This window comes from Proteus penneri, assembly GCF_022369495.1.
GTDB classification, from domain to species: domain Bacteria; phylum Pseudomonadota; class Gammaproteobacteria; order Enterobacterales; family Enterobacteriaceae; genus Proteus; species Proteus penneri.
Genome location: NZ_CP059690.1, coordinates 301,675 through 321,748 on the forward strand (window position 1 = coordinate 301,675; position 20,074 = coordinate 321,748).

Here is a 20,074-nt window from a genome sequence, read left to right on the forward strand (position 1 = left end):
TAAAACGGCTCTTTCTCGACTCAACCCCTCTAGATCGTTATAATGTCGCGTCTAATTTTCAGTAAGGTTTCGGGATGCTTCTGATATCAGGGATCCTCGTTTTTTTAAATGTGGCGGCCCCGGTTCTGAAAGGAAAATAAACCTAAACATGTCAATATCATGTTAGTTTCCTTTAAAGTAGACCGAGCACTAAAACTTATTTTGAGGTAACAAGATGCAAGTTTCTGTTGAAACGACTCAAGGCCTAGGGCGTCGTGTCACAATCACCGTACCAGCCGCTGATATCCAAACTGCTGTAGACAGTGAACTGAAAAAAGCTGCTAAAACTGTTCGCATTGATGGTTTCCGTAAAGGTCACGTTCCAATGTCTATGGTTAAACAGCGTTATGGTATGTCTGTACTGAATGATGTTCTTGGTGATTTAATGTCGCGTAATTTCATTAACGCTATCATCGAAAACAAAGTAAACCCAGTTGGCGCACCTGAATACAAACCAGAGCAATACAAAGAAGGTGAAGACTTTGTTTACTCTGTAGAATTCGAAGTTTTCCCAGAAATCGAACTGAAAGATCTGGAAAGCATTGAAGTTGTAAAACCCGTTGTTACTGTTAAAGACGAAGACGTTGATAACATGTTAGAAACACTGCGTAAGCAACAAGCAGAGTGGAAAGACAAAGACGGCGCAGTCGCAGCAGAAGATCGCGTAACTGTTGATTTCAACGGTTCTATTGACGGTGAAGAATTTGAAGGCGGAAAAGCTGAAGATTTCGTACTGGCAATGGGTCAAGGTCGTATGATCCCAGGTTTCGAAGAAGGCGTTATCGGTCATAAAGCTGGAGAAGAATTCACAATTGATGTGACTTTCCCAGAAGATTACCACGCTGAAAACCTGAAAGGTAAAAAAGCACAATTCGCTATCAACCTGAAAAAAGTTGAAGAGCGTGAACTGCCAGAATTAACTGAAGAGTTCATCAAGCGTTTTGGTATTGCAGATGGTTCTGTTGATGGTTTACGTGCTGAAGTACGTAAAAATATGGAACGTGAACTGAAAAATGCAATCCGTACTCGTGTTAAAACACAAGTTATTGATGGCTTAGTTAAAGCAAACGAAGTTGACGTACCTGCAGCTGCTGTAAACAGCGAAATTGAAGTTCTGCAACGTCAAGCTGCTCAACGTTTTGGTGGCGATGAGAAACAAGCTCTGCAATTACCACGTGAACTGTTCGAAGAACAAGCTAAACGTCGTGTAATCGTTGGATTACTGTTAGGTGAAGTGATCAATAGTAATGAACTGAAAGCAGAAGACGATCGTGTGAATGCACTGATCGATGAAATGGCTTCAGCTTACGAAGATCCATCAGAAGTTGTTGAGTTCTACAATAAGAACGAACAATTGATGAACAACATTCGTAATCTTGCGTTAGAAGAGCAAGCGGTAGAAAAAATCTTAGCAAATGCTAAAGTAACTGAAAAAGAAACTAACTTCACTGAACTAATGAACGAAGTTCAAATGGGTTAATTCTTAACCGCGATATCGGTTTTAAGCAAAAACCCGTGGTTTTTACCACGGGTTTTTTTCAGTTTGTATATATTTATCAAAATTAGCCTTGAAATCTGAGCGATTATCTCCAGATAATTCTATATTCTCTTTATTACTCCTCGCGAGGCGCCTTGAATGTCTTGTGAGAGATTAGATCATTAGAAATGGTCATGATCAATTATCTCAAGTAAAATTGTTGTCATTGGCACCAATAAGAATGCAATAGGAGACAGACATGTCATTTAACGACACACAGGAACAATTCGCACCTAATATGGCTCTGGTGCCGATGGTTATAGAGCAAACTTCGCGAGGAGAGCGTTCTTACGACATTTACTCACGTTTATTGAAAGAACGTATTATTTTCCTGACTGGCCAAGTTGAAGATCACATGGCTAATCTTATCGTTGCTCAAATGCTATTTTTAGAAGCAGAAAATCCAGAGAAAGACATCAACCTGTATATCAACTCACCAGGTGGTGTAATTACTGCGGGTATGTCTATTTATGACACCATGCAGTATATCAAAGCAGATGTTAGTACCATTTGTATGGGGCAAGCGTGTTCAATGGGCGCTTTCTTATTATCTGCTGGTGCGAAAGGTAAACGTATTTGCTTACCTAACTCCCGTGTGATGATCCACCAACCATTAGGTGGTTACCAGGGGCAAGCAACAGATATTCAAATTCATGCTCAAGAAATTTTGAAAGTAAAATCCCGTATGAATGAGCTAATGGCTCAACATACAGGTAAATCTATTGAAGAAATAGAAAGAGACACTGAGCGTGATCGTTTCTTATCTGCTAACGAAGCGTTAGAATATGGATTAGTGGATAAAGTCTATACTCAACGTAGCTAATTATTACACGTTGTAATAGCAACTGAATTAATACGTTTTCTTTGTTAGTCAATAATGCAAAGAAAACGGCTATCAATATTTATGTAAAAAAGACTTTCTTCTTATAAATAATAAGAGGAATAACTAAGTGAGGTTGACTGATGACAGATAAGCGCAAAGATAGCTCTGGGAAGCTTCTGTATTGCTCTTTCTGCGGTAAAAGCCAGCATGAAGTAAAAAAATTGATCGCTGGTCCGTCGGTTTATATCTGTGATGAATGTGTCGATCTATGTGTTGATATCATTCGTGAAGAAATAAAAGAACTGGCACCTCATCATGAACGCAGTGAATTGCCAACGCCGCATGAAATCCGTAAGCACCTTGATGACTATGTTATCGGTCAGGAATTGGCTAAAAAAGTTTTGGCTGTTGCCGTTTATAATCACTATAAACGTCTGCGTAATGGCGATAAAGCCAATGGTGTTGAGCTAGGAAAAAGTAATATTTTGCTGATTGGTCCTACTGGTAGCGGTAAAACGTTACTAGCAGAAACATTAGCACGCTACCTTGATGTTCCTTTTACTATGGCAGATGCCACAACGCTGACAGAAGCGGGCTATGTGGGTGAAGATGTTGAAAACATCATTCAAAAACTGCTACAAAAATGCGATTACGATGTGCAAAAAGCACAACGTGGTATTGTGTATATTGATGAAATTGACAAGATCACCCGTAAATCTGAAAACCCATCAATCACCCGTGATGTGTCTGGTGAAGGTGTACAGCAAGCATTATTAAAATTAGTTGAAGGCACTGTCGCTTCTGTTCCTCCTCAAGGCGGACGTAAGCACCCACAACAAGAATTTTTACAAGTTGATACTTCTAAAATCCTCTTTATTTGTGGTGGTGCATTTGCAGGACTCGATAAAGTTGTTGCACAGCGTTTAAATACACACTCAGGTATTGGTTTTGGCGCAGAAGTTAAAAGCCAAAAAGAGAAAGCTAGCGAAGGTGAATTATTAGCCCAAGTTGAGCCAGAAGATCTGATTAAATTTGGTCTTATCCCTGAATTTATTGGTCGTTTACCTGTTGTTGCAACGCTAGGCGAATTAAACGAAGAAGCGTTAATCCAGATCTTACAAGAACCTAAGAATGCATTGACTAAGCAATATCAGGCATTATTTAAATTAGAAGGTGTAGATTTAGAATTCCGTAAGGAAGCGCTGACTGCAATAGCGAAAAAAGCCATGGTACGTAAAACGGGTGCTCGTGGTTTACGTTCGATTGTTGAAGCTGCATTACTTGATACGATGTATGACCTTCCTTCATTTGAAAATGCAGAAAAAGTGGTCATTGATGAAGGCGTTATTAATGGAAAATCTGAGCCGCTGGTTATTTATAGTCAGCCAGAAAATCAGGCTTCAGGTGAATAATGCATCGTAATTTGGCAGTGTCCTTTGTCTGACATTATCTCGTTTTCTCTCAAAAGTAAGAGAGAAATTCAAGATAAAGCGTGCCAACGCAATAAAAATGAGGGAATTTTCCCTCATTTTGTTTTTTTAATGCGTAATGCTATTGAATGTCAGAAAAGTGCCCTTATATATTTTGACAATCCGTGGAATTAATTTTATTTGGTGACATGCGAATAAAATTACCTGTAAAAGCGTTAAGCTAAAAACGAAGAGAGAGCTCTATGAATCCTGAGCGTCCAGAACGTATTGAAATACCTGTATTGCCATTACGTGATGTCGTTGTATATCCGCATATGGTGATCCCGTTGTTCGTTGGTCGTGAAAAATCTATTCATTGCTTAGAAGCCGCGATGAACGACAACAAACAAATTATGCTGGTTGCGCAGAAAGATGCATCTACTGACGAACCAGGTGTGAATGATCTTTTTTCTGTTGGTACAGTTGCGTCTGTTTTACAGATGCTAAAACTACCTGATGGAACAGTAAAAGTACTTGTTGAAGGTATTCGTCGTGCCAAAATTACGACGCTATCTGACAATGGTGAATACTTTCAGGCGAAAGCAGAATACCTTGAAACGCCAGCCGTTGATGAGCGCGAACAAGAAGTCTTAAATCGTACAACGATTAATCAGTTTGAAGGTTATATCAAGCTGAATAAAAAAATTCCGCCAGAGGTATTAACCTCATTACATGCTATCGAAGAATCAGCGAAATTAGCAGACACCATTGCTTCACATATGCCGCTGAAATTAAAAGATAAGCAAGCTGTACTTGAAATGTCTGATGTGACAGAACGCCTTGAATATTTAATGGCGATGATGGAATCAGAAATCGATCTGCTACAAGTTGAAAAACGCATTCGTAACCGCGTTAAAAAGCAGATGGAAAAGAGTCAGCGTGAGTATTATCTCAATGAACAAATGAAAGCGATTCAAAAAGAATTAGGTGAGATGGATGATGCACCTGATGAAATGGAATCGCTGAAGCGTAAAATCGATGCGGCTAAAATGCCAAAAGAGGCAAAAGAGAAGACAGAAGCGGAACTTCAGAAATTAAAAATGATGTCGCCAATGTCAGCAGAAGCCACAGTTGTACGTAGCTATATTGATTGGATGGTTCAAGTTCCTTGGAATAGTCGTAGCAAAGTTAAAAAAGACTTAGTGAAAGCGCAAGAAGTTCTTGATACTGACCATTACGGTTTAGAACGTGTTAAAGAGCGTATCCTTGAATACCTCGCAGTTCAGTCTCGAGTTAGCAAAATTAAAGGGCCAATCTTGTGCTTGGTAGGGCCTCCGGGAGTAGGTAAAACTTCACTGGGTCAATCTATTGCTAAAGCAACAGGCCGTAAATATGTTCGTATGGCGTTAGGTGGTGTACGTGATGAAGCTGAAATCCGTGGTCACCGTCGTACTTACATCGGTTCTATGCCAGGTAAATTAATTCAGAAAATGGCGAAAGTTGGCGTCAAAAACCCACTTTTCCTATTAGATGAAATTGATAAAATGTCATCCGACATGCGAGGTGATCCAGCTTCTGCTCTGTTAGAAGTGTTAGATCCAGAACAGAACATCGCATTTAATGACCATTACCTGGAAGTTGATTACGATCTGTCTGATGTTATGTTCGTGGCAACCTCTAACTCCATGAATATACCCGCACCGTTGTTGGATCGTATGGAAGTTATTCGTTTATCAGGTTATACCGAAGACGAAAAACTGAATATTGCTAAGCAACATTTGTTACCAAAACAGATTGAGCGTAATGCGTTAAAACCAAGCGAGCTGACAATTCATGACAGCGCGATTATGGGCATTATTCGTTATTACACGCGTGAAGCGGGTGTACGTAGTTTAGAGCGTGAAATTTCTAAATTATGCCGTAAAGCAGTAAAACAGCTGCTAATGGATAGCACAATCAAACATATTGAGATTAACGAAGATAATCTCAAAGACTACTTAGGTGTTCGTAAAGTTGACTACGGTCGTGCTGATACAGAAAATCGAGTAGGTATGGTAACAGGACTTGCATGGACAGAAGTGGGTGGTGATCTACTGACTATTGAAACTGCAAGTGTACCGGGTAAAGGCAAGCTAACATTCACTGGCTCTTTAGGTGAAGTGATGCAAGAGTCTATTCAAGCGGCAATGACTGTCGTTCGTGCTCGTGCTGATAAACTGGGTATTAATAGCGATTTCTATGAAAAACGTGATATGCACGTACACGTTCCTGAAGGGGCAACACCAAAAGATGGTCCAAGTGCCGGTATCGCAATGTGTACTGCGTTGGTATCAAGCCTAACAGGTAACCCTGTACGTTCTGATGTTGCAATGACGGGCGAAATTACGTTACGCGGACAAGTATTGCCAATTGGCGGACTAAAAGAAAAGTTACTTGCTGCACATCGCGGTGGAATTAAGACAGTTCTTATCCCTGATGAAAATAAACGTGATTTAGAAGAAATTCCTGAAAATATTGTTGCTGATCTGGATATTCACCCGGTGAAAACAATAGAGGAAGTTTTAACGCTAGCCCTGCAAAACTCACCGTTTGGCATGGAAGTTGTTACTGATAAATCACACTAAAGAGTGATATTAGTCATAAATTATAGCTAAAAAAAAGGCTGGATAAGTAATAAAAGCTTGCCAGCCTTTTTTTGTGTCGCTAATTTAATGGCGATTTTAATTAAAAATGCTGTTTTATCGGTCTTGCTATATCTAAAAAGGCTTGATATAACGACGTTTGCAAAATTTGCCATTAATGGTGAAAAATAACGCATAAAATTATGGGGATGAAAGCGTGAATAAAACTCAACTGATCGACAAAATTGCTGCAAATGCAGATATCTCAAAAGCGGCAGCAGGTCGTGTTGTAGATGCTCTGGTTGCTTCTATCACTGAATCTTTACAAAAAGGTGATGATGTAGCATTAGTAGGTTTCGGTACTTTTACTGTACGTGATCGTGCAGCTCGTACGGGCCGTAACCCACAAACTGGTAAAGAAATTCAAATTGAAGCTGCAAAAGTTCCTGCATTCCGTGCGGGTAAAGGCTTAAAAGACGCAGTTAATCAATAATAGTTGAATGAACTTTCTGCCAAAGAGTTATTAACTTAACGTTATGGGTAAACAGAAAACAACTCAATTAAAAAATGAAGCGCATCTTTTTGAGATGCGCTTTTCTTTTTTGATTATAAATCACGATTAAACCTTGTATTCTCTGGCGATAAAACGTGAAACTGAAGTGGTCATTTGATAGAATGCTCCGTTGTTCTATAACTAAAATAGACAACAATGAATGATTTAGTGATGAGTTAACTGCTATCGTAATCAATGAATCAAATAATGCTGTTTAGTTTTTTCTTAGTTATAGAAAGTGCGTGTTAAGACTGTGCATTAATATGGGACTGGCTGTTTTTAATGATTGTCGTGTGTCGCGACATTTTGATATTTAGCCAGCATGAGCATATTATCTTTTTGCTGTGCTCAAAATAGTCGTGTAACACCCATAAAAATAATTTTTATTTCACCAAACGGAGCCTCGTCTCGTTATGATGGACAACATTCGTTCCACTGCTAATAATCCATTTATAAAAATATTATTAGCTGTGATCATCCTCTCCTTCGTCCTAACTGGTGTGGGCGGATATCTCTTTAGTTCAGGCGTCAATGATGCAGCTGAAGTTAACGGGTATAAAATTAGCCGTTCTCAATTAGAGCAAGCTTATCAACAACGTCGAGCTCAATTACAACAAGATATGGGTGAAAATTTTGCTGCTCTTGCTTCCTCAGAAGAAGGCCAGAAACTCATTCGCCAACAAGCGCTTGATTTATTGATCAACCAAGCATTACTTGATCAATTTGCACAAAAGCTGGGTATCTCAGCCGGTGATCAGCAAATTAGAGATGCTATTTTTGCACTTCCTTACTTTCAAACTAACGGCAAATTTGACAATAAAAAATATGTCGATTTATTGAAAGGCAATAATATTGATGCGGATGCCTTCGCAGAAGGCATTCGTCAAAACCTAATTAACCAGCAATTAAAATTTTCTATCCAAGGCACTGATTTTGCCTTAGATAGCGAAGTTAAAGAATTTGCTGGATTAATGCTACAAAGCCGTAATGTACGCTTAGCATCATTAGACATTCAGCCATTCCTCGAAAAAGAAACGGCATCTGATGAAGAAGTGAAAGCGTTCTATGAGCAAAATAACCAAATGTTCATCGCGCCAGAGCAATTTAAAATTAGCTATATCCAATTAAATGCTCAAAAAGATTTTAATAATATCAACATTACTGATGAAGAAGCGAAAGCTTATTACGATAGTAATATTGATGAGTTCACTACGGCAGGGCAGAAACAGTACAGCATCTTAGTATTAGCTGATGAAGCTTCGGCTAAAGAAGCAGAAGACGAGCTGAAAAAAGGCGCTGATTTTGTTTCGTTAGTGAAAGAAAAATCTATTGATAGTTTCTCTAAAAAACAAAATGGTTCTTTAGGTTGGATAACTATCGGGCAAGAGTTACCCGAGCTGGCTAATGCAAGTTTGACAGAAAAAGGCCAAATCTCTGAACCTGTTAAAATCAGTAATGGCTACGCAATTTTCCGTCTTGATGATGTCAAACCCTCTGTTGTAAAACCATTTGATGACGTGAAAACAGATTTATTGGCAAAAATGCGTGAAAACAAAGCGATTGATGATTTCTTCGCATTACAACAAAAGGTGAGCCAAGCTGCATCTAATGACAACGACACATTAGCTCCCGCCGCTAAAGCGGGCAACGTGACGGTGGTTAATACTGATTGGTTTGATGAAAATAACGTTCCTGCACCATTAAATAATGAAAAACTCACCCAGTTAATTTTTGGGGGTTCATTGGTGGATGAAAATGGCCCAACTGGCATGAATTCAGACATGGTGACGTTAGGTAATGACAGTGCATTTATCGTGCGTGTAGAAGGTTATAAGCCTTCAGCAAGCCAACCATTAGACAAAGTGCGTGATCAGGTTGTTATGCTGGTTAAACAGCAAAAAGCATCACAAGCCATGAATGCGGAAGCCCAAAAACTTTTAGCTGCATTGAAAGAAGGTAAAGGCGAAGAAGCACTGAAAGCTGCTAATGTTTCGTTTGGTAGTGAAGAAAGCATCGTTCACTCATCTGCAACAGATGTCGTACAAACTGCTATTTTCTCTATGCCAAAACCTGCTGAAGGTAAAAAAGAGTATGGTATGACTAATGTACCTGGTACTAAAGTTGTCCTTATTCAATTAGATAGCGTAACAGATGGTAAACCAACATCTGAACAACTTGAGTTTATGACTAATCTCTATCGTGCTCAGATGGGCGAAGAAGCGTTACAACTCATGTTACGTGACTTAAAAGATAACGCTAAAATTGAAATTTTTGATAAAGATTATCAATAATTGAATTTGAGTTATTACATTGAAAACCCAGCTTAAAGCTGGGTTTTTTTATGCCGATTCACTTTGGTAACTTAAACCAATAACTCCGTCTCTCAAAAAAATCATATTTGAGAGCAAGCTAGACAACTTTTTGTAATGCTTCTTTTTTACATTTTTATTTTTCCTACTCTCTCGTAGTTTTATTTTTATATAATTGCTTGTTTATCAATATGTTGTCATTATTTTCCTGCATTCAGAACTCTTTGTTTGCGATTAAATTTAAAATTATTGAATAAAAGGAAATTATGATTATGAAGATGGATAAAAAAGTATTGTCAGGTTTTATGGCTTCTATCTGCCTAGCTTTAGGATTAGGGCTTTCTCCTCTCTCTTATGCAGAAGAAACACCCGCCTCAACCCCAATGGTTTCTATTGAAACTCACTCATCTGTTGAGCGTGATGCTAAGGAAAATAAAGCCAGTACAGTAGGTAAAGTTAATTTAAATACGGCAACAGTAGATGAATTAATGGGATTAAAAGGGATCGGAAAAGCAAAAGCGCAAGCCATTATTGATTATCGCGAACAGCTAGGGCGCTTTACCACTATTGATGAACTTGAAAAAGTCTTTGGAATTGGTATGAAGTTAGTTGATCAAAATCGTGATTTTATTGTTATTAATTAACGTATTCATTCTTATACGATATTGAGTATAAGTGATAGCAGAAACGTGAATATTGATTAAAAACTCCGTGTTTCTCTTTGATTTTTTTGATAAGAGAAACACGTTTTCTTAGTGTTTTCTTTGTTAAAAGAAAATGAAATAAACCTATATCAGAAATTACTAAATTTATTTTTTTGGCTATATTTATGGTATTGCAAAAAAATCTATAAGAACTTTATTAGAATAATCAAGAGGTAATAAATTGATATGAGTACATTAATTAAAGTTTATGGTTTTCATTTAGATGTTTTTGAACATGTGAATAATGCACGTTACCTTGAATTTTTAGAGCAAGCTCGATGGGATTGGATTGAGCAACATTTAGATTTTGATTGGTTTAAGCGCAATGGCTTGGCATTAGTGGTTGCTAATATCAATATTAATTACCGCTTACCTGCAAGTTTAGGTGATGAGTTACTCATTGATTGTGATATTGCTGAAGTGGGGGTTAAAAGTGGTGTGCTTTCTCAAAAGATTGTCAGAAAAAAAGATGGTGCACTTATTTCTGATGCATTAATTACTTTTGTTCTTGTTGATATCAATACAAAAAAAGCACTGACATTAACAGAACAGTTAAGAGAGAAGCTTGAATATGTACGTCAATCATCCTAATACATAGAGAGTATTAAAAATTTATCACTAAATATGCCTAGGCTAATCTAAGATGATTTAATGCAGTGATAATGTTTGATGAATTATCACTGCATAAGTGAATAGAATGGCAGATAGCAGTGATAATAAGTAAGGTAATTATGATAATTATTTAAGACCTACTTTCTGTTTCATTGTTTGCATAATGAGTGTTTTATCAGCTAAGTAAGTGTTTAATCCGCGTTGCCTTAAATGACAAGCCGCACATTCACCACAGCCATCACCTTGAATACCGTTATAACAAGTTAACGTTTTATGACGAACGAAATCTAACTTTTTATAGTAATCAGCAAGCGCCCACGTTTCGGCTTTATCTAGCCACATTAATGGTGTGATAAATTTAATATCACGTGCAATACCTAAGTTGACAGCATGATTCAGTGCTTTTACAAATTCATCGCGACAATCAGGGTAACCCGAGAAATCTGTCTCACAAACGCCAGTGATGACACTCTCAGCGCCAATTTGATAAGCATAAATTGCTGCTAAAGTAAGGAATAGAATATTTCTACCCGGTACAAAGGTACTAGGAATATCACTTTCTTCACTTTCTTTGAAATCAGGAACAGGAATATTGTCGCGAGTTAAGCTACTAATAGCGAGTTCATTGAGTAAACTTACATCTAAAACTTTATGCGCAGTTGCCCCCAGTAATTGACTTACTTTTTGTGCTACCTCAATTTCTTCTTTATGGCGTTGCCCATAATTAAACGTAATGCAATGTACTTCATCGTACTTTTCCAATGCTTGAATAAGGCAGGTTGTCGAATCTTGCCCACCACTAAAGACAACGACCGTTTTTTTCATCAGAATACTCCTGAATATTGAAATTTTATAAGGATTAGTACGCATAAAAGTACAGATATTATGGCAATTTATTACCGATTTATCATTAGATGATTACTCTTATAGTAAGGGGCAGATTATCATTATTTTTTGTAGGGGCATATTTTGAAGGAGTATCTATGTTAGATAAGATTGACCGTAAACTATTAGCGCTGTTACAGGAAGATTCAAGCCTCTCACTGAATACTTTGTCTGAGGCTGTTAACCTAACTTCAACGCCTTGCTGGAAACGATTGAAAAGACTAGAGGATGAAGGGTATATTCGTAAGCGCGTTGCTCTGCTTGATAGTGAAAAAATCGGGCTAGGTCTAACAGTTATTGTTATGATTAGAACACAGCAGCATAATAGCGAATGGTACGAACAGTTTGTTTCATTTGTTAAGCAAATGCCAGAAGTACTGACATTCTATCGAATGGCGGGTGAGTGTGATTATCTAATGCATGTTGAAGTAGTCGACATGAAAAGTTACGACCTATTTTATAAGCGTATGGTAAATGGCGTACCGGGTCTTATTGATGTGACTTCTAACTTCGCAATGGAAAAAATTAAATACACAACGGCAATGCCGATACCTGAATAAGGTTCATCTTTACCAACTGGCACTTTTATTTTTTTGTATAACCTTAGGATTTAAGGCGTGGCTCTATTTTCACAGCTCAGTTGGTATTTTCTCAGTGAATGGCGTCGTTATGTCGGTGCTATTTTCTTATTGATGGTTATCGCAGTATTACAGGTGATCCCGCCAAAGATTGTTGGGATCATTGTAGATGGTGTTGATAACCATAGTCTGACGTTTAGCCAAGTGATGAATTGGATTGGTGTGATGGTATTAATTGCCCTCGCAGTTTATCTTTTACGTTATTTTTGGCGTCTTTGGTTATTTGGTGCATCTTATCAATTAGCAATAAAACTGCGGATGCAAATTTATCAACAACTTAATCAACAATCTTCCTCATTTTATCATCGCTATCGTACAGGCGATTTAATTGCACGGACCACTAATGATGTTGATAAAGTGGTTTTCGCAGCTGGTGAAGGTGTACTAACCTTAGTGGATTCTATGGTTATGGGGCTTGCGGTACTCGTCATGATGAGTATTCAGTTAAGTTGGGAACTGACACTGATTTCATTATTACCGATGCCACTCATGGCGATTTTGATTAAACGTTATGGTGATAAGCTACATAGTCGCTTTAAAACCGCACAAGCACTTTTCTCTTCACTTAATAATCAAGCACAGGAAAGTTTGAGTAGTATTCGTATGATCAAATCATTCGGACTAGAGCAACAGCATGCATCCCGTTTTGATGATGTGGCAAAAGAAACTGGGCGCCAAAATATGCGTGTTGCAAGAATTGATGCGCTCTTTGATCCTACTATTTTTATGGCTATTGGGTTTGCTAATTTACTCGCGGTTGCTGGTGGGAGTTATTTGGTACTCAATGACAAAATGACATTAGGTGAATTAACCAGTTTTGTTATGTATTTAGGTCAAATGATTTGGCCAATGCTGGCTTTAGCATGGATGTTCAATATTGTTGAGCGTGGCAGTGCAGCCTATAGCCGAATCAATAGCTTATTGAATGAAAAACTCGATATGATTGATGGTGATTTATCACCAAAACAAGGTCGAGGGATATTGTCTGTTGATATCGACCGCTTTCAGTATCCTGAACAAACAACGGATGTGCTTAAGAATATTCATTTCACCTTATCTCCCGGTGATATGTTGGGAATTTGCGGAATGACTGGAAGTGGAAAAAGTACACTACTCACCGTTATTCAACGACTTTACGATGTAACTGAAGGTGAAATTTGTTTTCAATCTATACCCATTTATCAATTGAAGCTTGATGAATGGCGAGCACGACTGGCTGTTGTTAATCAAACCCCCTTCCTATTTTCAGATACTATCGCAGGAAATATTGCATTAGGGCGCCCTAATGCAACTAAAGACGAAATTGAAGCAGTCGCTAAACTGGCCAATATTCATGACGATATTCTGCGTTTACCTGAAGGGTATCAAACACAGGTAGGCGAAAAAGGTGTGATGTTATCCGGTGGACAAAAACAGCGTATTTCTATTGCGCGAGCGCTACTCTTAGATGCGGAAATTTTGTTATTAGATGACGCATTATCTGCCGTTGATGGACAAACTGAATATCAAATTTTACAAAATTTGTCGCAATGGCGAAAAGATAGAACGTTGATTATCAGTGCTCATCGTTTATCTGCATTGGTTGGTGCTACGAATATTTTAGTTTTAAAACAAGGTGAGATTATAGAGCAGGGTACACATCAGCAGTTAATTTCAATACCAGGTTGGTATCAAGATATGTACCATTATCAGCAATTAGAGGCCGCGCTGGATGACGATGAATAAAAATAAATCCGTTAAAGCGCTATTGCCTGCATTAAAGCGTCTTTTGACTTATGGTAAAGCTTATCGTAAATCCATGACATGGGGTGTCATTATGTTGTGGGTAGCCGCTATTGCAGAAGTGGGTGGCCCATTAATTGTAGGTTATTTTATTGATGCAAAAGTTGCCACGAATAATGTGGAATTAATGTCATCATTAGGCCTAGCATTGGCTTTTATTCTTTTGCAAGTAATTGCTGCCACACTTCACTATTATCAAGCCATTGTGTTTAATCATGCTGCTGTTGGGGTGGTACAACAATTACGTACTGATGTAATGAGTGCGGCACTAAAACAGCCATTAAGTGCTTTTGATAATCAGCCCGTGGGGCAGTTAATCTCTCGTGTAACGAATGATACCGAAACAATTAAAGATTTGTTTGTTAATGTCTTACCGACATTATTTCGAGCGATTGCGTTAGTGGTTGTTATGTTAATTGCCATGTTCTTATTAGAGTGGCAAATGGCATTGGTAGCGATGACTATCTTCCCTGCAGTTATTGGTGTGATGATGCTTTATCAGCGACTGAGCACGCCGATTGTACGCAATGTACGTCATTTTCTTGCCAATATAAATGATGGTTTCCACGAAGTTATCAATGGAATGTCAGTTATTCAACAATTTAGGCAACAAGCTCGATTTGGTGAAAGAATGTCAGATGACAGCTGGCAGCATTACCAAGCGCGTATGAAAGCGTTAAAACTTGATGGTCTGTTATTACGCCCTTTATTAAGCATGCTCTCTGCGTTAGTTCTGTGTGGCTTATTGATGCTCTTTGGTTATCAAGGTAGTGCGGTTATTGGAGTTGGGGTGATTTATGCATTCATTAGTTATTTAGGTCGATTAAATGAACCCTTGATCACATTGACATCACAGCAATCGATTCTACAACAGGCGGTTGTCTCTGGTGAGCGTGTTTTTGAACTGATGGATGCACCTTTACAGCATTACGGTTCATCAACACATTCTATTACTCAAGGTAATATCGAGATTAGCTCTCTTTGGTTTGCGTATCGTAATGAGCAATGGGTATTAAAAGATATCAATTTAACTATTCCTGCTCGTCATTTTGTCGCATTCGTTGGGCACACAGGAAGTGGTAAAAGTACTTTAGCCAGTTTATTAATGGGTAATTATCCTTGGCAAAAAGGGAGTATTTCTTTAGATAAGCAACCATTAGAAGCGTATTCTCACGCTGCATTGCGTAGTGGTATTGCAATGGTACAGCAAGATCCCGTTTTATTATCGGGTTCACTGCATGACAACATTACGTTAGGGCGTGATTGTGATGAGTCACATTTATGGCAGGTATTAGAAACAGTTCAACTCGATCAATGGGTTAAAGCGTTACCAGAAGGGCTGCAAACAAAACTTGGTGAACAAGGTAGTCGCTTATCTGCTGGTCAAAAACAGTTACTTGCATTGGCGCGTGTATTATTAATACCTCCTCGTATTCTTATTCTGGACGAGGCAACAGCAAATATTGATTCAGGAACAGAACAAGCCATACAGAAAGCGTTAAAAGTAGTTAGGGAAAAAACAACATTGATTGTTATTGCTCATCGACTTTCCACTATTATTGAAGCCAATGAAATTGTAGTACTTCATCGTGGTGCAATTGTCGAGCAGGGCGATCATGCTAAGTTACTCTCGCAAAAAGGCCGATACTATAATATGTATCAATTACAGCAGGTCAGAGAATCTTTACAAGAACAATCTCCTCTTAAAGTAGAATAATAACCATAAATAAAAAAATATAATTTTAGAGGGCACATCATCTTAATGTATGTGCCCTTTTTGATTTCCCATTTATCTTGCTTTTATCAAAATAGCTATCGTATTTTTGCACCAATTCGGTGAGCTTTTTCATTTTCATTATTCAAAAAGTTTATTTTTTCTTAAATATCAATCAATTAAATAATGGCATGTCTTTTGCTTTTCTATTTAGGGTTTGTTCTTTCAAATATCGACGAGGTTTATATGAAATATATCATTGCCATTATTAAACCATTTAAATTAGAAGAAGTGCGAGAGTTGCTCTCTGAGTTAGGTATAAAGGGAATGACAATCAGTGAAGTAAAGGGATATGGGCGACAAAAAGGACATGCGGAGTTGTATAGAGGGGCTGAGTATGAAGTTAATTTTCTCCCCAAAGTAAAAATAGAACTCGCTATTTGTGATGAGCAACTTGAGTCAGTTATGCAAGTGATTATGCAAGCGACTGATACAGGAAAGGTAGGAGATGGAAAAATTTTTGTTTTTGAATTATTGCAGGCAGTCCGTATTCGTACTGGTGAGTCTGGTGATGAAGCACTTTAAAGGAGATATTCGATGAGACGCTTACTTTCTTTACTATTAATGTTAGTGCTTACATACTTTTCTTCATCTGCATTTGCAACTGAAACAGGGGGGGTTGATAAAGCTGATAATAGTTTTATGTTGATATGTACCGCTTTAGTCTTTTTTATGACGATGCCCGGTATTGCTCTGTTTTATGGCGGGTTATTGAGAGGAAAAAATGTACTTTCTTTGATCACTCAAGTGATGATGATCTTCAGTATCGTTGTTATTCTTTGGGTTACATTTGGCTATAGTTTGGCATTTACCGCCGGTAATAAAATTTGGGGTGGGTGGTCACTTACTTTTTTGAATAACGTATCACTAGATTCACTCTCTGGCTCAATTAATCAGTATGTACATATTGCTTTTCAAGGATCTTTTGCTGTTATCACTGTTGCATTAATTGTTGGGGCACTAGGAGAGCGCGTTCGCTTTTCTGCACTGCTCATTTTTACGATTATTTGGTTCACACTTTCTTATATTCCTATTGCACATATGGTATGGGGAGAAGGTGGTTGGTTAATCGATGATGGGGCATTAGATTTTGCTGGGGGAACCGTTGTCCATATTAATGCAGCGATTGCGGCACTTGTTGGTGCTTACTTACTTGGCAAACGGCGTGATAGTCAGCATACAGCGCTTAAACCTCATAATTTACCAATGGTCTTTACTGGTACAGCGGTGCTCTATATCGGTTGGTTTGGTTTTAATGCAGGCTCTGCTGGCAGTGCAAATGCAATCGCAGCTTTAGCATTTCTAAATACAGTAATTGCAACGGCAGGAGCCGTGCTTTCTTGGACTGCATCAGAATGGCTCACCAGAGGCAAACCTTCTATGTTAGGTAGTTGTTCTGGTTGTATTGCAGGATTAGTTGCGATTACACCTGCAGCTGGCACGGTCGGAGTGATGGGTGCTTTATTTATCGGTGTAATGGGTGGGATCATTGGGCTTTGGGGCGTCGTTGTTTTAAAACGCTGGTTAAAGGCAGATGATGTTTGTGATGTTTTTGGTATTCATGGTACTTGTGGTATTGCTGGTTGTTTATTAACAGGGGTATTTACGGCTTCATTTTTAGGGGGAGTGGGATATAGCGATGGTATGACACTCAGTAAACAAGTTTTAATTCAATTAATGAGCGTTGTGATCACAGTGATTTGGTCTGGTGTTGTCGCTTATATAGGTTTTAAAATCGCAGATAAGCTGGTGGGCTTGCGAGTTTCAGAAGAGGAAGAGCATGATGGGTTAGATTTAACGACTCATGGTGAAAGAGCTTATCAACAATAATTGTCTATTCCCCCTCAATTGAGGGGGGAATATGCCAAGGTATTATTTTGAATGTTTAGCTCGTTTTTGACGAATAACCCCTTCTTGAACAGAAGATGCAACGAGTTGACCTTTTGTATTAAAGAATTTACCTCTAACAAATCCTCTGCCCCCTGATGCGGAAGGACTTTCAATCACATAAAGTAACCAATCATCCACACGGAATGGGCGATGAAACCACATAGAATGGTCAATCGTAGCGACCTGCAGACTTGTATCCATAAAACCTAATCCATAAGGTTGGAGAGCAGTTGGTAAAAAGTCAAAATCAGAAACATAACCAAGTAAATATTGATGCAAGAAAGGATCGGTTGGTATTTCACCTCGACTACGATACCAAACATAACGTTCAGCAGGCGCTTTAGCGTAGCCAAACGGGCTAAAGTATTGCACAGGGCGCGCTTCAAACGGTGTTTCTCGAAGTGCTAAAGATTTAATCGGCTCGGGTAATTTGGGTGCTAAGTTCTTTAAAATCTCATCTTGTGAGATAAGCTCATTTGGAAAAGGAACATCAGGCATTGTATCTTGATGTTCAAAGCCTTCTTCAAATTCTTGAAAAGAAACGGTCATATAAAAAATAGGTTTACCGTGCTGAATAGCACTGACCCTACGAGTACTAAATGATCCACCATCACGAATAAATTCCACATCATAAACAATAGGCTTATGGCTATCACCAGGACGTAAAAAGTAGCTATGAAATGAGTTGATATAGCGGTTATCAGCTATTGTCTGTTTTGCAGCATATAGTGCTTGTCCTACAACTTGCCCACCGAAAACTTGCGGTAATCCCAAATCCTCGCTTTGGCCTCTAAATAGGCCTTCTTCTATTTTTTCAAGTGCCATCAAATTGATGAGATCTTTCAATGCTTGACTCATAGTGTACCTGTATCATTAGATCTGGTGATTTTTTATAAAGTTGATTATATACAATCCTAGGAATATAAAAAAATAATCTCCCTTTTTATCTTGTAGCAATCTAATGATAAATGAACAGAGTTGATGAGATTATTGTTTGAGTGCGCTTTGATAAATTTATGGCAGGTAAAAGAGCCTTAGAGTCAATTGAATAATTAGTGAGCACGGATTTGGGTAATTAGTAATCACTTAGTCTCGCTTTCCTTGCTATTTGGATCAGTTTAAAACATAATGCGTGACGTCTTAGCAATAAGACAATCTATGGGGTCTTGTTGGTTCTCCCGCAACGCTAACTTGTTAACTCGGTCAGGTCCGGAAGGAAGCAGCCATGGCAGGTGTCGCGTGTGCCGGGATGTCGCTGGCAAGGCCCCACCCAATTTTTAGCCCTTCATGATTTTTAATCTCTCATCATTTCGAATCTCTTATCACTATTATCTTCTTAGATTTATTTTTCCTTATAATTTTACTCTCTATATGTGTTTTTTTGAGTTCTGTTTTCTTTGAATTTGAGAGTTAATATTATTGAATAGAAAACAGTACGCTCAATGCATTAATTTATTATGAGAAAATTTACGGTAGTGTTTATAAATGAGAGGAATATTTGGGTAAAGAAATGCAGTCATGCCGTAATAAGTTAACGGCATGATGGTGTGTAATTATTCTACTGATAAGAAAACGTGAATAAAACGATATCTAAATTAAGAACTAATAACCCTACTACTATAAAAAATAAAAATAGCAAAAATAAAACTAAGGTAATTAAATAGAACTAGATTATCTTACAAATTTCCAAACAGATGCTGGGATTTTATCATATAGCTTGTTCATTGTGAGTTCTGCTAAACGGTGGTCTGCTGCTGAATAAAACAGTTCCAGTTCATCATCAGAGAGTTCATATTTGTTTTTTTCAATTACACGTTCTAATGTTTCGATTGAAGTACATTTTCTTAAACGCATTAGATAGTCTGTCTTAGTCATGTTGTCTTTTCTCTATAATTAAAATAAAACTAAAGATAATTAAAATTACTTAATATAATTTTTGGGGTTTTTGGCAATAAGAGTTAGAAGTGACTGGTTTAACTCTTTCCAATTATTGATATCTGAGTAAGAAATTGATGTATTACCAAATAAACGATAAGTCTCTTCAAGATACTCTTCTATAAGCGTATTAATTACATGTTTATCTGGGTACTTAATCTTAAATTTCCAACTAAAGTCCATAATGTGTTCAATTAGGATATTAAGGTCAACGCTTTTTGTGCTACTCAGATCGTTGTGCCAAACCGTGCTGCCTTTATCTAATGAGTCTAAAGCTTGCTGTAATAACTCTTCGCACAAAAACGACAATTCGGCTAAATCTACTTTTTCTGGTGAATATTCGTCCATAACATATCGCAATTGAATTAATAGAAAATATTCATTAATAAAGATAAATACTTAAAGTTGAGCTTATTAATGAGATACATCACATAATTCATTAATGGATTAATAAAAACATAAACTTGAAAATAGGTGTTTATATTTACTCGTATGCTAAAAGGGTTTAATAATTATATTTATTATTTCTAACAAAGTAATAGCATATCGAAAGACAATACTAA

At 37.8% G+C, this 20,074-nt stretch carries 17 protein-coding genes and 1 other RNA gene; 14 read left to right on the forward strand and 4 right to left on the reverse strand.

Features of this window, described 5'->3' with window-relative positions; translation table 11 throughout:
- Positions 1-214 precede the first annotated feature (214 nt).
- From tig to H1225_RS01345, 8 genes are all read left to right on the forward strand, one after another.
- Complete coding sequence (gene tig / locus H1225_RS01310; RefSeq protein WP_115065102.1) at positions 215-1,519, forward strand: trigger factor; 1,305 nt, start codon at positions 215-217, stop codon at positions 1,517-1,519.
- A 256-nt stretch (positions 1,520-1,775) separates the two neighbouring features.
- Positions 1,776-2,399 (forward strand): ATP-dependent Clp endopeptidase proteolytic subunit ClpP, encoded by a 624-nt coding sequence (clpP, locus tag H1225_RS01315; protein ID WP_004245088.1) that lies wholly within the window; start codon positions 1,776-1,778, stop codon positions 2,397-2,399.
- A 140-nt stretch (positions 2,400-2,539) separates the two neighbouring features.
- A complete protein-coding gene (gene clpX, locus H1225_RS01320; RefSeq protein WP_006535087.1) occupies positions 2,540-3,811 on the forward strand; it encodes an ATP-dependent protease ATP-binding subunit ClpX in 1,272 nt (423 codons plus the stop codon).
- 260 nt (positions 3,812-4,071) lie between these two features.
- Positions 4,072-6,432, forward strand: a complete 2,361-nt coding sequence (lon, locus tag H1225_RS01325) for an endopeptidase La (RefSeq protein WP_072063666.1) — start codon at positions 4,072-4,074, stop codon at positions 6,430-6,432.
- A gap of 214 nt (positions 6,433-6,646) precedes the next feature.
- Entirely contained in the window at positions 6,647-6,922 is a 276-nt protein-coding gene (gene hupB / locus H1225_RS01330) for a nucleoid-associated protein HU-beta (RefSeq protein WP_036911695.1), read from the forward strand.
- Between the two features lie 473 nt (positions 6,923-7,395).
- Entirely contained in the window at positions 7,396-9,273 is a 1,878-nt protein-coding gene (gene ppiD / locus H1225_RS01335; RefSeq protein WP_072063665.1) for a peptidylprolyl isomerase, read from the forward strand.
- Positions 9,274-9,560: 287 nt separating this feature from the next.
- Positions 9,561-9,935, forward strand: a complete 375-nt coding sequence (locus tag H1225_RS01340) for a ComEA family DNA-binding protein (protein WP_167426099.1) — start codon at positions 9,561-9,563, stop codon at positions 9,933-9,935.
- Positions 9,936-10,181: 246 nt separating this feature from the next.
- Positions 10,182-10,586 carry an acyl-CoA thioesterase gene (locus H1225_RS01345; protein WP_072063664.1) on the forward strand — a complete coding sequence of 135 codons (405 nt, stop codon included), beginning with the start codon at positions 10,182-10,184 and terminating at the stop codon, positions 10,584-10,586.
- Between the two features lie 147 nt (positions 10,587-10,733).
- Here H1225_RS01345 and queC read toward each other — a convergent pair whose 3' ends face one another.
- Positions 10,734-11,432 (reverse strand): 7-cyano-7-deazaguanine synthase QueC, encoded by a 699-nt coding sequence (gene queC / locus H1225_RS01350; protein ID WP_072063663.1) that lies wholly within the window; start codon positions 11,430-11,432, stop codon positions 10,734-10,736.
- 158 nt (positions 11,433-11,590) lie between these two features.
- Here queC and H1225_RS01355 point away from each other — a divergent pair, with 158 nt between their 5' ends.
- The 5 genes from H1225_RS01355 to amtB all read left to right on the forward strand — a co-directional run bounded on the left by H1225_RS01355 (position 11,591) and on the right by amtB (position 17,516).
- Positions 11,591-12,052, forward strand: a complete 462-nt coding sequence (locus H1225_RS01355) for an Lrp/AsnC family transcriptional regulator (RefSeq protein ID WP_072063662.1) — start codon at positions 11,591-11,593, stop codon at positions 12,050-12,052.
- Positions 12,053-12,109: 57 nt separating this feature from the next.
- Positions 12,110-13,855: a SmdA family multidrug ABC transporter permease/ATP-binding protein gene (locus H1225_RS01360; protein ID WP_109847875.1), complete on the forward strand. Its 1,746-nt coding sequence runs from the start codon at positions 12,110-12,112 to the stop codon at positions 13,853-13,855.
- Positions 13,842-15,629 (forward strand): SmdB family multidrug efflux ABC transporter permease/ATP-binding protein, encoded by a 1,788-nt coding sequence (locus H1225_RS01365; RefSeq protein WP_161727587.1) that lies wholly within the window; start codon positions 13,842-13,844, stop codon positions 15,627-15,629. The genes H1225_RS01360 and H1225_RS01365 overlap by 14 nt, the downstream gene beginning before the upstream one ends.
- A gap of 243 nt (positions 15,630-15,872) precedes the next feature.
- On the forward strand, positions 15,873-16,211 hold the full coding sequence (gene glnK, locus H1225_RS01370) for a P-II family nitrogen regulator (RefSeq protein ID WP_072063659.1): 339 nt from the start codon (positions 15,873-15,875) through the stop codon (positions 16,209-16,211).
- A 12-nt stretch (positions 16,212-16,223) separates the two neighbouring features.
- On the forward strand, positions 16,224-17,516 hold the full coding sequence (gene amtB / locus H1225_RS01375; RefSeq protein ID WP_161669327.1) for an ammonium transporter AmtB: 1,293 nt from the start codon (positions 16,224-16,226) through the stop codon (positions 17,514-17,516).
- A 42-nt stretch (positions 17,517-17,558) separates the two neighbouring features.
- Here amtB and tesB read toward each other — a convergent pair whose 3' ends face one another.
- Positions 17,559-18,434, reverse strand: coding sequence for an acyl-CoA thioesterase II (gene tesB / locus H1225_RS01380; RefSeq protein ID WP_072063657.1), 876 nt, complete (start codon positions 18,432-18,434; stop codon positions 17,559-17,561).
- Positions 18,435-18,743: 309 nt separating this feature from the next.
- Here tesB and ffs point away from each other — a divergent pair.
- Positions 18,744-18,840: signal recognition particle sRNA small type (gene ffs, locus H1225_RS01385), an RNA gene on the forward strand.
- A 407-nt stretch (positions 18,841-19,247) separates the two neighbouring features.
- Here the strand turns inward: ffs and H1225_RS01390 are convergent.
- Positions 19,248-19,451 carry an HHA domain-containing protein gene (locus H1225_RS01390; protein WP_006535062.1) on the reverse strand — a complete coding sequence of 68 codons (204 nt, stop codon included), beginning with the start codon at positions 19,449-19,451 and terminating at the stop codon, positions 19,248-19,250.
- 45 nt (positions 19,452-19,496) lie between these two features.
- Positions 19,497-19,859 carry an Hha toxicity modulator TomB gene (tomB, locus tag H1225_RS01395; protein WP_072063656.1) on the reverse strand — a complete coding sequence of 121 codons (363 nt, stop codon included), beginning with the start codon at positions 19,857-19,859 and terminating at the stop codon, positions 19,497-19,499.
- Positions 19,860-20,074: the final 215 nt, after the last annotated feature.